10 protein-coding genes and 1 pseudogene are annotated in these 14074 nt (G+C 65.3%); 4 read left to right on the forward strand and 7 right to left on the reverse strand.

Translation table 11 applies throughout. The features are described 5' to 3' along the window. Positions 1 to 16 precede the first annotated feature (16 nt). The 5 genes from EV137_RS35765 to EV137_RS35785 all read right to left on the reverse strand — a co-directional run bounded on the left by EV137_RS35765 (position 17) and on the right by EV137_RS35785 (position 4944). Complete coding sequence (locus EV137_RS35765) at positions 17 to 544, reverse strand: hypothetical protein (protein ID WP_134012892.1); 528 nt, start codon at positions 542 to 544, stop codon at positions 17 to 19. Further along, a complete protein-coding gene (locus EV137_RS35770; protein WP_134132544.1) occupies positions 541 to 1662 on the reverse strand; it encodes an ABC transporter ATP-binding protein in 1122 nt (373 codons plus the stop codon). Before EV137_RS35770 ends, EV137_RS35765 begins: the two co-directional genes overlap by 4 nt. Positions 1663 to 1664: 2 nt before the next feature. Then, the gene (locus EV137_RS35775) at positions 1665 to 2768 is read right to left on the reverse strand and encodes an ABC transporter ATP-binding protein (RefSeq protein ID WP_134132546.1); all 1104 of its coding nucleotides are present in this window, start codon (positions 2766 to 2768) and stop codon (positions 1665 to 1667) included. Between the two features lie 66 nt (positions 2769 to 2834). Then, entirely contained in the window at positions 2835 to 3911 is a 1077-nt protein-coding gene (locus tag EV137_RS35780) for an ABC transporter permease (RefSeq protein WP_238175777.1), read from the reverse strand. A 46-nt stretch (positions 3912 to 3957) separates the two neighbouring features. Then, positions 3958 to 4944, reverse strand: a complete 987-nt coding sequence (locus tag EV137_RS35785; RefSeq protein WP_134132550.1) for an ABC transporter permease — start codon at positions 4942 to 4944, stop codon at positions 3958 to 3960. Positions 4945 to 5249: 305 nt separating this feature from the next. Here EV137_RS35785 and EV137_RS35790 point away from each other — a divergent pair. After that, positions 5250 to 5576: pseudogene (locus EV137_RS35790) on the forward strand (LacI family DNA-binding transcriptional regulator); the annotation flags it as partial. Positions 5577 to 5603: 27 nt separating this feature from the next. On the opposite strand, the gene EV137_RS35795 reads toward EV137_RS35790, so the two are convergent. Next, positions 5604 to 6191, reverse strand: a complete 588-nt coding sequence (locus tag EV137_RS35795; RefSeq protein ID WP_134130689.1) for a hypothetical protein — start codon at positions 6189 to 6191, stop codon at positions 5604 to 5606. 237 nt (positions 6192 to 6428) lie between these two features. After that, entirely contained in the window at positions 6429 to 9380 is a 2952-nt protein-coding gene (locus EV137_RS35800) for a glycoside hydrolase family 3 protein (protein ID WP_134132551.1), read from the reverse strand. Between the two features lie 400 nt (positions 9381 to 9780). Here EV137_RS35800 and EV137_RS35805 point away from each other — a divergent pair, with 400 nt between their 5' ends. The 3 genes from EV137_RS35805 to EV137_RS35815 are packed head-to-tail and all read left to right on the forward strand — an operon-like array spanning position 9781 to position 14062. Next, positions 9781 to 11901, forward strand: coding sequence for an ABC transporter substrate-binding protein (locus EV137_RS35805; protein ID WP_166680120.1), 2121 nt, complete (start codon positions 9781 to 9783; stop codon positions 11899 to 11901). 43 nt (positions 11902 to 11944) lie between these two features. Continuing rightward, positions 11945 to 12931 carry an ABC transporter permease gene (locus EV137_RS35810; RefSeq protein WP_134012876.1) on the forward strand — a complete coding sequence of 329 codons (987 nt, stop codon included), beginning with the start codon at positions 11945 to 11947 and terminating at the stop codon, positions 12929 to 12931. Between the two features lie 6 nt (positions 12932 to 12937). Beyond that, a complete protein-coding gene (locus EV137_RS35815; protein WP_134132554.1) occupies positions 12938 to 14062 on the forward strand; it encodes an ABC transporter permease in 1125 nt (374 codons plus the stop codon). Positions 14063 to 14074 lie beyond the last annotated feature (12 nt).

Here is a 14074-nt window from a genome sequence, read left to right on the forward strand (position 1 = left end):
ATGCGCGAGGAGCGCGCTACGAACAGGCCCTCTCGGTCGAGAACCACAGATCCTGCGCCAGGTTGAACGTCGCGAAGGAGTAGTTGCCCATCGGGCTCCAGTACTCGTATTCCTGGCGTGACTCCCCCTGATAGACGAGCACGATCTGCCAGGTATCGACGTACACCACCCACACCCGTCGCTGACGGACCGCGTCGTCGTCCGAGAAGGTGTACAGCCGCTCCAAACGCACCAAGTTGCCCACGGCATCGTCATGCGACTCGAGCACCTCGCAAGAGTTCAGTCGAGCAAGCCCTTCGGCCATGCCAGAACTCAGTAGGTCGAGATCCTCGGCTACGACGGACTCGGGCAATCGGTTCGCCCAGGCCGCGAGGTAGGTCTGCGGCGCCGAGGCCTCCGGAGAGAACAGCGCGCCCTCCTGGCCGTCGGGCAACTCGAACGTGTTCCAGGTCGACGGGTAGCGGAATGCGAATCGTCCGAGCGGATCCTGGTAGATCGACACCCCCCGGAACCGCGGCGGGCTCTCCCGCCTCTGTCCGATCACGACATCGCCCCCTGAGTACCGTGTGGGGCCACATCGGCAGGCGGCCTCGAATTCCTGCTCGCCGCCGCTCGCACCGCCTCCTCCGCCGAAATCACGGGAACGTCCGGCAGCGGTTCGGCGCCTTTCAGCTCGAGCGAGTCGGCGAGGTGGCAGGCCGCCAACTGACCGCCACCAAGATCTCGCAGCTGCGGCACCTCCGTCCTGCATCGATCCTGCGCGTACTTGCACCGCGGATGGAAGTGACATCCGTGCGGCGGGTTGGCCGGCGAGGGCACGTCGCCGGTGAGCAGCGTCGGCCTGGTCCTCTTGCGCGGGTCCGGTTTTGGCAGCGCCGACAGGAGCGCTTCGGTGTACGGCATCTTCGGGCTGTAGAACAGCTGGTCCGTGGTACCGACCTCGACGACCTTGCCCAGGTACATCACCGCTACTCGATCGGCGATGTGTTCGACCACCGACAGGTCATGCGAAACGAACAGGTATGTCAGATCGAACTGCGCCTGGAGACTCTCCAGCAGATTCAGCACCTGTGCCTGCACGGAGACGTCCAGCGCCGACACCGGTTCATCGCAGACGATCAGTTTGGGGTTCAGCGCCAACGCCCGCGCGATGCCGATCCGCTGCCGCTGACCACCTGAGAACGCGTGGGGGTAACGGCTGGCGTGCTCGGGCCGTAACCCGACAACGGTCAGCAGTTCGGCGACCCGGTCGCGCAGTTCGCGTCCATGATGAGTCCGGTTGATCACCATCGGCTCGGCGATGATCCGGCCGACCGTCATCCGCGCGTCGAGCGAGGAGAACGGGTCCTGGAAGATGATCTGCATCTCCGGACGCAGCCGCTTCAGCTGCTGGCGGTCCGCAGTCCCGATGTTGACCGGGCCCAGCTCTTCGTGATGATAGACAACCTCGCCACCGGTCGGCTCCTCCAGGCGCAGGACGGTCCGGCCCGTCGTACTCTTGCCGCAGCCACTCTCACCTACCAGTCCGAACGTCTCACCGCGATTGATGGTGAAGTCGACGCCATCGACGGCCTTGACCTGACCGACGACCCGGCGAAGCAGGCCGTTCTTGACCGGGAAGTGCTTCTTCAAGCCGGTGACCTCGAGCAGCGGATCAGGCATCGTCATTCCTCCTCTTCACGCTCGGACACCGTGTCGACTGCGACGTCGAGAGGGGTGCACCCTGGATAGAGATGGCAGCGCACACCGTGTCCGTCGACCCCGCCTTCGACCGGCGCCTCGATCGGCACCACCGTGTCGCACACGCCCTTCATCGCGCTCGGACATCGCGGATGGAACGGGCAGCCCGGCACGGTCGAATACGGATCCGGGACGCCGCCCTTCATCGACTCCAACGGCTGTCCGCGCCCGACACCTATCCGTGGTATCGAACGGAGCAAGGAGATCGTGTACGGGTGCTTCGGGTTGTAGAACAGGTCGTCGACAGGCGCCCGCTCGACGACCCGGCCGAGATACATGACGACCACGTCGTCGCACAGCTGGGCCACGACGCCCATCGAGTGAGTGATGAACATGATCGACATGCCGGACTCGGCCTGCAGGTCACGCATCAGTTGCAGGATCTGCGCTTCGGTCGTCACGTCCAGCGCCGTCGTCGGTTCATCGGCGATCAGCAGTGTCGGCGTACACGACAAGGCCATCGCGATCATCGCGCGCTGACGCATACCGCCGGACAGCTGGTGCGGGTAGGTTCGCGCCACCTGTTCCGGGTTGGGCATTCCGACTCGGCGCAGCACCTCGACGGCCCGCCGCCGCGCTTCGTCCTTGTCTCGCGTCTGGTGCAGCCGGACTGCTTCCTCGATCTGGTCTCCGATGGTGTAGACCGGGTTGAGCGAGGTCATCGGCTCCTGGAAGATCATCGAGATCTCCTTGCCCCGAATGGACCGCATCTCCCGGCCCTGCGGATCCAGCGAGGTCAGGTCGACAGCATCCGGCTGCGACCGGAACAGGATTCGGCCCTTGCTGATCGTGCCGGCCTTCTCGACGATCTGAAGGATCGCGCGAGCCGTCACGCTCTTGCCGCAACCGCTCTCCCCGACGATGCCGAGGACCCTGCCTCGCGGCACGTCGAAGTTCACGCCGTTGAGTGCGTTCACCTTGCCCAGCGGTGTCTTGAACTCGACGTGCAGGTTCTGCACGCTGACGACAGCGTCGGCCGGTGTCCGCGCGCCGGGGACGGTCGCGGTGGGTATCGAGGTCGGCGTCATCCTGTGTACTCCTTGCCTCAGGCTCCTGGTCTGCGTCGTACGAGAGCGCTCGGTTGCCGCTGCGGCTTATCCGTAGGGATCCACGGCGTCCCGGATGCCGTCACCGAGCAGCTGGAAACAGGTGACGGCGACGATGACCGCGAACGCCGGAATCAAGAGCCACGGGTACGACGTCACGACGTTGACGTCCTGCGCGTCCTGCAGCAGCACTCCCCAACTGATCGCCGGGTCCTGCATGCCGATGCCGAGGAACGAGAGCGACGTCTCCGCGACGATTCCCATCGGGATCGCCAGCATCGTGACCGCGACGATGTGGCTCAGCGAGTTCGGGATCATGTGGGTGCGAATGATGCGCGCGTGGCCACTGCCGGCCGCCCGCGCCGCCTTCACGTAGTCGGCTCCGGCGTACGACATCACCTTCGCGCGCAGTGCCCGGGCCAAGCCGGCCCATCCGACCAGCGACAGGATGACCGACATGAAGAAGTAGCGCTCGGGTACCGACATGTCGCGGGGCAGGATCGCCGCCAGCGTCGCCCAGAGCGGTAGTGTCGGAACCGATGAGACGATCTCGATGACGCGCTGGATCACCGTGTCGGTGATCCCGGCGAAGTAGCCCGAGATCGTGCCGATGATCACCGCCAGGACGGTCGCGATCGCCGTCCCGAACAGACCGATGCTCAGTGAGACCTGTGCGCCTTTCACCGTACGCGCGAAGACGTCGCGCCCGGAGGAATCGCCGCCCCAGATCAGCACCTTGCCGCTGCCCGGTGTGAACAGGTGGCGGTCGGTCTCGATCAGGCCGAACAGCTTGTAGTTCCAGCCCTTGCCGAACAGGTGCAGCCGATCCGGGTGCTCGCAGTCGGAGGTGTAGACGTACTCGAAGTCCTTGATCTCCTGCCGCAGCGCACACATCGCCGGTCCGCCGCTCCACACGATCCGCGTCGGCACCGCGAACTTGGCGCTGGTGTCGACCGCCGCCGGATCGTTCGGCGCCACGAAGGGAGCGAACAATGCGACCAGGTACAGGAACAGCAGGACGATCCCACCGCCGACCGCGAGCTTGCTCTGCCGGAAGCGGCGAATCATCAAGCGGGTTTGAGAAATTTCGGCGACATCAGCGCCCTTCTCGGCCGGCGCGCTCACGTCCGAATCGGTCGAGATTACTCCGAGGCTTGCCATCACACGCCTTTCAGTCCACCGCGCGAACGCGTGGGTCGAGCCAGCCCAGTGCGAGGTCCGCCAGCAGGTTGCCGACAATCAGCAACCCGGACAGCACCACCAGCAACGACGCCGAGAGATAGAGATCCTGCTCGGTCAGTGATGTGAGGAACAGCGGCCCGATCGTCGGCAGGTTCAGTACTACGCTGACGATCGCCTCGCCCCCGATCAGTGCCGGCAGCACGCCCCCGAGGGCCATCACCAACGGATGGAAAGCGTTGCGCACGGCATGCTTCCAGATCACCCGGCGTTCGATCACACCTTTGGCGCGAGCCGTCTGGATGTACTGCTGGTTCAGTACGTCGAGCAGGTTGGCCCGCATCACCCTGGTCAGTCCCGCGGTGCCGCCGGCGGCGATGATCACCATCGGCACCCAGGCATGGCTGAGCAGATCGGTGAACTTGCCGAAACTCCACGGTGCATTCACATAGTCGCGCGAGAACAGGCCGCCGACGTCGAGGTTCAGCCATCGTGACGCGATCACCAGGATGATCAAGGCCAGCAAGAACTCGGGGATCGCGACGCCGATGAACTGCACCGAGGTGACGAGATTGTCCGGCAGGCTGTAGCGATGGGTCGCTGAGTAGACCCCCACGGGTATCGCGAGCAGCCAGGCGATCATGAGGGCTCCGAAGCTCAGCATGATCGAGTAGCCCAGACGTCCCGAAATCAGGTCGGCGACCTCCTCCTTCTGGCTGAACGAGTAGCCGAGATCGCCCCGGGCAAAGCCGCCGGCCCACTTCCAGTACTGCGTGACGAAGGAATCGTTGAGGCCGTAGCGAGCCTCGAGGGCCGTGATCTGCTCCTGAGGAACAGTGCCTCCGCGCGACTGCAGCTGCTGGATCTCAGCCGTCAACGCATTCCCCGGCGGCGCCTGCACCATGAGGAAGCTGGCGACCGAGATGATGAACAGGGTGATCACCCCGTAGAGCAACCTGCGGATGATGAAACCGATCATGGCGGGTCTCCCGGCAGCAGCTTGAGTCCGTCAGATTTCGAGCGAATCGCGTGTCATCGAAGCGCTTCGACGCGTTAACCGTGCCGAGAGATTAGGACCCCCGACCTGCGCGGTTCAAGAGTTCGGCCTCCAGACGATTACGCCGAAGTTCCTGAAAACTAAGGTCCTCGATGTCTTATCCGGCCGCGGTCGTGCTGCACTCGCCCGAGACGACATCGAGCTCAACGTGGTGACCGACGCGCCGCTGCGCTACCTGTTCGGCGGAACGGTGCTCGGCTGGAGTCTGCCCGACGCGGGCGGCTGGCGTCGCGCCGAGCACTGTCTCTTATGTACTCACAGGCAAGCGGTCGGTCTCCCCCGCGACCCAGCGGCGCGTCCAAGCTGCGATCGACGAACTCGGCTTCATGCCTCATGCCGGTGCGCGGACGCTCCGCGCATCCCGACCGAACGTCCTGGCGCTGTCCGAGCCCGCATTGACGAGCGCGACGTACCACGCTGAAGTAGGTCAGTTCATCTATCACCTCAGCCGCGCGCGAGCCGGACCAAACATCCACTGCCGTCGACCACGACAACGCGCCGCTGACCAGCGCGACCAGCCTGCCGAGCAGGCTCACCCACTACCGACGCGGTGATCACGGGTCAGCTACTCGACCGCATTGTCAGGCCGGGCTCAGCGTCGGCTCGAGGCGGACCAGTCCCTCGGGCAGCGCGTCGGCCCATTCAGCCATCTCAGCGGTGACCCGGAACATCCTCGCCGCGATGAACGGCTGAGCCTGCTCATCCGAGCCGGTGCCGAAGGATTCCAGGCGCCAGTCTCGCCCATTGGCGTGCAGGACGTCGTACACCTCGTCGATCTGAGCGCGGGTGAACCGGCTGGGCACCACGCATAACTGTCGTGGCAGTTTCGGCGACAACCGCCGGATCACCGCGTCCACATCGGTGGCAGCGACGACCAACACTTCCTGGTCCGGGGAGGGACGGAAGATCGCCAGGTTGACGATCGGTCCGGACGACTCGCGGTCGCGGAGGTCAACGTCCAGCTCGACCACGCCGTGCCGCCAGCCACCGGGCGGCGGCGGGCACGGCGGGTCCCTCCGAGCTGCACGCGCCTCCCGAGCAGGGATCTCCGCCGACAGCACCTCGACCTCGATGCTCTCGTCGCCCCAGATCCCAACCACCGAGACGTAGCCCAGACCTCGGTTCGCTGCGATGCCGGCAGCGACTGCCTCGCCATCTGCCCCGATCAACCGAACCGACCGATCCGACTTCCAACCCGGGGCTTTCCACGTCAAATCATGCACGCGGGCCAGGTCCAACCAATCACCGTCCGTCCGGGCCACGAACCGGCCCCAAGTCCGAACCCTGTCCCCCACCCCGAACACCAAATCCCTCGCCGCCATAACTACATTCCACCGCTGGCCGGCTTGAACGACCTGACGCTCGGTTCCGGGTCGGGCACCGGCCTTGCCCGACCCGGGAGTGACCTACCTGATGGTCAGGTCGCGGATGTTCGTGCCGGCGCCGGTGAAGACCAGATAGACGTCGCGGACACCGCGGGTCAACCGTGGGTTGAGCTGGGTCGTCGTCGCGGCCCAGGTGTAGCGGTCGCCGGTGGGCGGGATGGTGAGCGTGCCTGCGAGGGGCCCCGTCGGGCCGCCAAGGCGGATCTCCACCTTCGCGGTTCCTTCCGAAGCTCGCGATACGGAGGCTTCCAGTCGAGCTGCGCCACTGCCCAGTTGGACATCCTGGAAAGAGATCCAGTCGCCTGCTGACGTCTTGCCGACTGCGTCGCCGCGCACCTTGGCGGCGTCGATGAGCTCGATACCCGAGTAGTCGTCGAAATCCGCGGCCGCCGTACGCCTGCTCAGATCCCGTGGCGGGATCACCTCACCACGAACCGCCACCGTCGTACGGGCCCTGATGTCGGCCGAAGAGCTGCCCACCTGCACGTCCTGGACAGCCGACTCGACCACCCACTTGTTCCGGGTCACGTCCCAGAAAGCCAGGTCACTCGCCTTCACGTCGAAGGAGACAGTACGACGTTGGCCGGGCGCGAAGGCCAGCCGCTGGAACCCACGAAGCGTCTTGACCGGCTGGGCTACCCGCGAGGTGCGCTGAGAGGTGTAGAGCTGGACGACCTCCTCGCTCGCGGTCCGGCTGGTGTTGGTTACATCGACGCTGACCTTGAGCCGTCCGTTCGCCGCGACGACGGGTGAGTCCACCCGCAGTCCGGAGTACCGGAAGGTGCCATAGGTCAGGCCATGGCCGAACGGGTAGAGCGGAGTCGCCCGGTGGTACTGATAGGTCCAGCCGGCCTTGATCACGTCGAAGTCGAGCGGATCCGGCAGCTCCTTGTCCGTCCGGTACCACGTCTGCGGGAGCCGGCCCGACGGCGAGTAGTCCCCGAACAGCACGTCCGCGAGAGCGCGGCCTGTCTCCTGGCCAGCGTGCGATGTCCAGAGGACCCCCTGTGCCTTTGACCAGTCCCCCGTCAACGGATAGCTGCTCTCCAGCACCACGATGGTCCGGGGATTGGCAGCAGTGACGGCCTTCACGATCGCCTGCTGGCCGGCGGCGAGGGCGGTGTCCTGACGATCGTCGTCCTCGCGTCCGTTGATGAACGGAGTACTGCCGACGACCACTACCGCCGTGTCCGCCTTCTTCGCGGCCTCCACCGCTGCGGCCGTCCCGCTGACGAGGATCTCTCGCGCGAACTGCGCCGCTGTGTCCTGGGTCGCCGCGCCGATTGCCAGCTTCCCGTCGGCCTGCAGCACGATGTACTGGTTGGGGCCGTTCCACGGCTCCTTGACCTCGTTGCCGCGGTACCGCAGCACGTAGTTGCCATTGGCAAGTTCCTCCAGGCCGAACTGCTGCTGCACGAACCAGCCGTTGGGCTTGTCCTGGTCGTTCACCAACCCGTTCCCGCTCCGCGAGACGTACTTGCCGTTGGCAGCCGAGCGCAGGGCGAGGGTGCCGCCACCCCAGTCGAAGACATCCAGCGACTGAGCCGCTCCCGCCGTCGCCGCGTCGGCGGTCAGGGGACCACCGCCGGCACCGGCCGGCGCGGTCACATACTTGCCGGTGGCAATGGAACGGAGTGCGATCCGATCCACACCTTCGGTCGCGGTGACTGTGCTGCCGGCGCCGAGTCGTTCGGCGATACCGGCCCGCGGGGTGATCCGGTACGGCATGGTGCCCGAGTACCAGTCCTCATAGACGGTGTCGGCCAACGGACCGATCACCGCGACGTCCTTGGTCCTGGCCGAATCGAGCGGCAAGGTCTGGTGCTTGTTCTCGAGCAGTACGAGTTGCTTGCGGGCGGCTTCGCGGGCGAGTGCTCTGTGAGCCTGGCTGTCGATGCTGTCCGGCCCGATCTTCTCGTACGGGTTCCGCCCGGCCGGGTCGAACTCGCCCAGCCGGAAGCGGATCGACAGCAAGTGCTCGACCGGCTTGTCGATGTCCGCTTCGGTGAGCAGGCCCTTGGCCAGCGCTTCCTTCACCGCGGCGACGGTCGGACCGCCGTTGGTGTCGTTCTCGGTGAAACTGTCGAGGCCTGCCTTGATCGCCGCGGCAGCGCCCTCTGCAGCGGTCGGGTAGTACTGCTGCAGACCACTGACGTTGCCTGCGCCCGAGGCGTCGCCGACGATCATCAGATCGTCGGCTGACCAGGAGCGCACCGTCTCTCCGAGTTCGGGTGACACGTGGGTCGGCCTGCCATTCAGAAGGTTGTACGACGCCATCACGCCGGTGGCGGCCCCCGCGGTAAGGGCCGGCTGGAACGCCTTGTACTCGTACTCGTGCAGCACTCGGGGCCGGACACTCGCCGACACGCGGGCACGGTCCGTCTCGACGTTGTACGAGGCGAAGTGCTTCAGCGTCGGAGCCGTCTTGAGATAGCGCGGGTCGTCGCCTTCCAGGCCGCGGCCGTACGCCGTCGCGATCTCACTCGTCAGCAAAGGATCCTCGGCGTAGCCCTCCTCGTTACGACCCCACCTCGGGTCACGCAACTGGTTCACCACCGGCGCCCACAGGTTCAGCCCGTTCTTCGCCGGGTCGAGCTTGTTGAAGGCCCTCGCCTCATCTCCGACCGCTGAACCGACCCGCCTGATCAGGTTCGGGTCCCAGGTGCTGCCGAGCCCGACAGCCTGGGGGAAGACAGTCGCCTTTCCCAGCCAGGCAACCCCGTGCAGCGCCTCGGTACCGGTCTTGAAGGAAGCGATGCCCAGTCTCGGTATCGCGGGCTGGTACTGGTGCAGCAGCGAGATCTTCTCGTCCAGCGTCAGGCGGCTGGTCAGGTCGTCCAACCGGACTTTCAGCGGCAGGTCGGGATTCCGGAACTCCGGAAGGGGCTCGGCCCGCGCGGACTGCCCCACCAGGAACGCGGGGACGAGCAGCAGCGCCGCGAGGGCGCCCCGGACTCGATGGCGATAGGTCATGGCGGTTCCCTTTCGGCGGTTATCGAAGCGCTTCGACTATCGAGTGAAGAAGCCGGGCCGTCAAGAGCGTGCAACCCTGGTTGCCCATCACGGGCGCTCGCTGCGGCCGCAATCCCCACGCGCGGCAGACTCGGCCTGCGGGAGTCCCCGACTCGCTGGCTTCTGTGGACCGCGGGCGTTGCTGCACGCGGACCTCCCTGCGTGGCTGCGCTGGACCGACCTCCATCGGAACTCAGTGGTGATCGATCACAGTTTGCGTATTGACCCAAAAGGTGAACGATCACTACTCTCAACACGACCGGCCGCGGTTAGCGCTTTCCCAGCGCAGATCGCCCCCAGTGCGGACCCATACCACCACTTGCGTCTCGCCCCGACGCCCTTAAGTCCAGGGAGTTCGTCCATGAGTCAGATCAGTCGACGCCACTTGCTGCGCACCGCTGCCGCAGCCGCCGGCGGCGCGATGCTCGTCGGCTGTACGAGCGGCCGCTCCGACCAGCCCGCCTCGACCTCCGCCGGCGGGGGCTCGGACAAGAAGGGCGACGCGACCGAGGCACTGAAGCGGCCGGCTCAGCTTCAGGAGTCGCCCGCGCTGGAGGGCAAGAATCTGCCGCCTGTCGAGCAGCGCGTCCCCACGAATCCCTACGTCATCCCTCACCGCTGGACGGGTGACGGCAAGTACGGGGGGAAGCTGAACATGCTCGCGTTCGGCAGCACAGGCGCTGCGAACGCCAACTCGATCGCGGAGTTCTTCTACGGCAACTCGCCGCTGCGTTTCCTCAACGACGGCCTGAATGTCGGCCCAGGACTGGCCGATCGATGGAGCTCCAACAAGGACACGTCTGAGTGGACCGTGCACTTCCGCGAGGGCCTCAAATGGTCCGACGGCACCCCCTTCACCGTGGACGACGTCCTCTTCTGGTGGGAGGACATGGTCCTCCCTGGCCACAACGCGCAGACGCCGCCGCCGTCGAACATCTCGGGCAAGGGCACCCCGGTGAAGATGACCAAGGTGGACGACCAGACGCTGAAGTTCAGCTGGGACACCCCGCAGCCACTCTTCCCCGAGCAGCTGGCCACCTACGTCAACGGAGGCCTGGGCAAGAACGGCCCCACCTGGGTGCTGCCCAAGCACTACCTGAAGCAGTACCACCCGAAGTACAACCCGAAGGTATCCAAGGACTGGGACACGCCCGGCGGTTTGTGGGAACAGAAGGCCGATTGGAAGCGCAACCCCGAGTGCCCCACGCTCGCCGGGTACCGGTGCAAGTCTTTCGACAACAACACCGGGATCGTTCTCGAGCGCAACCCGTACTACTGGGTCGTCAACACCAACGGTGACCAACTGCCCTACATCGACGAGATCAGCTTCTCGATGCAGACCAACGCCGAGGCGCTCAAGCTCAAGATCCAGCAGGGCTCGGTCGACTACTGCCAAGGCTTCTTCAACCAGCTCAGCCTCGCCGACGTGTCGACACTCTCGCGGAACAAGGACAGCGGGCACTACGACATTCTGCTGTGGAACAGCGGAGACGGCACCGGCTCGATCTTCTTCTTCAACTACGACTACGTGGCCAAGGACGAAAAGTACGGCAAGCTCATCCGCGACAAGCGCTTCCGCCAGGCCGTCTCGCTCGGCTGGGACCGCAAGGCCACCCGCAAGAGCCTGTACTTCGACCAAGGCGAGCTCACCACCGGAACCATTGGGCCTGGTACTGCCGAGTTCCATGCGCAGCCCGACGGCGAGAAGCTGTACCAGCAATGGCGCGATTCCTACCTCGGGCCCGATCCCGAGAAGGCGAAAGCACTGCTGGCAGAGATCGGCTTGAAGGACACCGATGGCGACGGCTACGTGGAGTTCCCCGACGGCGCGCCCCTGACGATCCAGGTCCCCTACTCGGCCGACATCGCCAAACCGGAGGCCGACAAGGACGAGCAACTCGTCGCTGACATGAAGAAGATCGGGCTGCGGATGAAGCGCGTTCCCGTGTCACCGGCCGCCTTCGGCGACCAGTGGACGAGCGGGCAGCTGATGTCGCACACCAACTGGGGCAACGCGAATGGCACGTCGATCATGGTGGTCCGGAACTGGCTGGTCCCGGTGAACACCCAGTACTGGGCGCCGCTCGAGGCCGCCTGGTACGCCAACAGCGCGAGCGGCAAGAACAAGGAGGAGCTGGACCTCGCGCCGATCAAGCGGCATCCAGCGCGCATGGAGCCCGAGCCCGGCGACCCGGTGGCGAAGCTCACCACCCTGTACAAGCAGGCCAAGGTCGAGGCCGATCCGGTCAAGCGCAACCAGCTGGTGTGGCAGATGTTCAAGATCCACATCGAAGACGGGCCGTTCTTCATGGGTTCGACAGCCAATTTTCCCGAGGTGATCGTGAAGAACCGCGATCTTGCCAATGTCCCGGTCACGAAGAACCTCGCCCTCGGCGGCATCACCGGTCCATGGCACATCCCGGCACCGGCCACCTACGACCCCGAGTGCTGGTACTGGACGAACCCGGAGAAGCACTCGTGAGCGCATCCTGTGCTCGGCATGCCGTTGTCCCCGGGAGGGCCGCATGCTGAGCGTGGTCGCTCGCCGTGGTCTGTACATGTTGGTGACGCTCGCCGTCGTGTCCGTACTCAGTTTCGCCATCATCGCCGCTCCACCCGGCAGTGCGCTGTCGCAGAAGATTTCTCAGCTGCAGTCGCAAGGCGGCGAGGTGACCGAGGCGCAGATCGTCGCACTGAAGGAGCAGTACGGCGTCGACGACTCCTGGTTCACCCAGTACGGGAAGTGGATCACCGGATTTTGGCACGGCGACTTCGGGTTCTCCTTCACCCTCAACGAACCCGTCAGTTCCGTGATCTGGAGCCGACTCGCACTGTCCGTGCTGCTCAGCATCGGCGCATTGCTCATTGCCTGGGGCCTGTCGATCCCACTCGGGGTCTACTCCGCCACCCATCGGCATACGCTGCCCGACAGCGTCATCACCGTGATCCAGTTCATTGGCGTCGCCATCCCAGAGTTCCTCTTCGCACTCGTCGTCATGAGCCTTGCAGCCCATTACCTCGGCACCGACGTCGGCGGACTCTTCTCCAACGATTACGCAGATGCTCCGTGGGGCTGGGGCAAGTTCGTCGATCTGCTCGGACATCTGTGGGTTCCGCTCATTGTGATCGCGGCCGGATCGACTGCCTGGCTGACCCGCGTCATGCGCGCCAATCTGCTCGACGTCCTCAACAACCAGTACGTGCAGACCGCGCGTGCCAAGGGGGTGGCAGAGCGCCAGGTGATCTGGAAACACGCGGTGCGCAACTCGCTGCACCCGCTGGTGATGACCTTCGGTACGACGTTCCCGGTGCTGATCTCCGGCGAAGCGATCGTGTCGATCGTCCTGAACCTGCCGACGATCGGGCCGCTGCTGGTCAACTCCTTGCTGAACAAGGACATGTACGTCGCGGGCACCATCCTGCTCCTGCTCTCGGCGCTGCTGGTGATCGGCAACTTCGTCGCCGACCTCCTGCTCACCGTGGTCGACCCGCGCATCCGGTTCGGAGAGTGATCGGACATGACAACCACCCCAGCTCCGGTCATTGAGACGTCTCCCCCTTCGGCACCCGCCGACGCCGGCAGCGGCGCGGCCACCCTGCCGCAGTGGCGCCTCATGGCGCGCCGCTTCCGCAAGAACCGCCTCGCCGTGGCCAGTGCAATCGTCCTCGTAGTGCTCTATGCGTGCGCGATCCTGGCCCCATTCCTGTCTCCTAACTCCTACGACCAGCAGGACGCCGACCTGAAGAACGCGTCCCCAACTTCGATCACCTGGTCCGGCGGACCAGCGATCTGCAGCCGCCAGCAGCAGTTGGATACCGAGACGTTCAGCTACAAATACCGCAGCGACTGTGGGCAGTCCGTACCTCTGCGATTCTTCGGCGAGGGGTACCACTACAAGCTGTTCGGTCTGATCCCGACCAACCGGCACCTGGTGACGGTGGACAAGCCCAACACATTGCTGCTCTGGGGCGCGGACAGCGCCGGCCGGGACGTCTTCGCCCGTTCGATGCAGGGCGCCCGGGTGTCGCTCACCATCGGCCTGCTCGGTGTTGCCGTAGGCACCTTCCTCGGCGCGACGGTGGGCACGATATCGGGGTACTTCCGCGGAGCCGTCGACACCGTGCTGCAGAGGTTCATCGAACTGTTGACGTCGCTGCCGACGCTGCCGCTGTGGCTGGCGCTGGCCGCGATCCTGCCCCAGGACATGTCTGTCACCGGCCGGTACTTCCTGATCACCCTCATCCTGTCACTGGTCGGCTGGGCAGGCCTGGCGCGGCAGATTCGCGGCAAGGTGATGTCGTACGCGGCCAGCGACTATGTCGCCGCCGCTCGCATCGCCGGCTCCTCCAGCGCCCGGATCGTCTTCCGGCATCTGATACCGAACGCATCCAGTCACATCGTCGCCACGGCGATGCTGGCCGTCCCGGCCACGATCATCTCCGAGACGTCGCTGTCGTTCCTTGGTGTCGGCATGTTGCCACCCGCGGTCAGTTGGGGGGTTCTGCTCTCGGACGCGCAGAGCGTCTCGACGGTGCAGCAGTACCCGTGGCTGCTGATCCCGGCCGCCTTGGTGGTGATCGCGGTGATTTGCTTCCAGCTGATCGGTGACGGGCTGCGCGACGCCGTCGATCCCTACGGATAAGGGGATGCCGAC

The sequence above is a fragment of the Kribbella pratensis genome (assembly GCF_004366075.1).
Lineage (GTDB): Bacteria > Actinomycetota > Actinomycetes > Propionibacteriales > Kribbellaceae > Kribbella > Kribbella pratensis.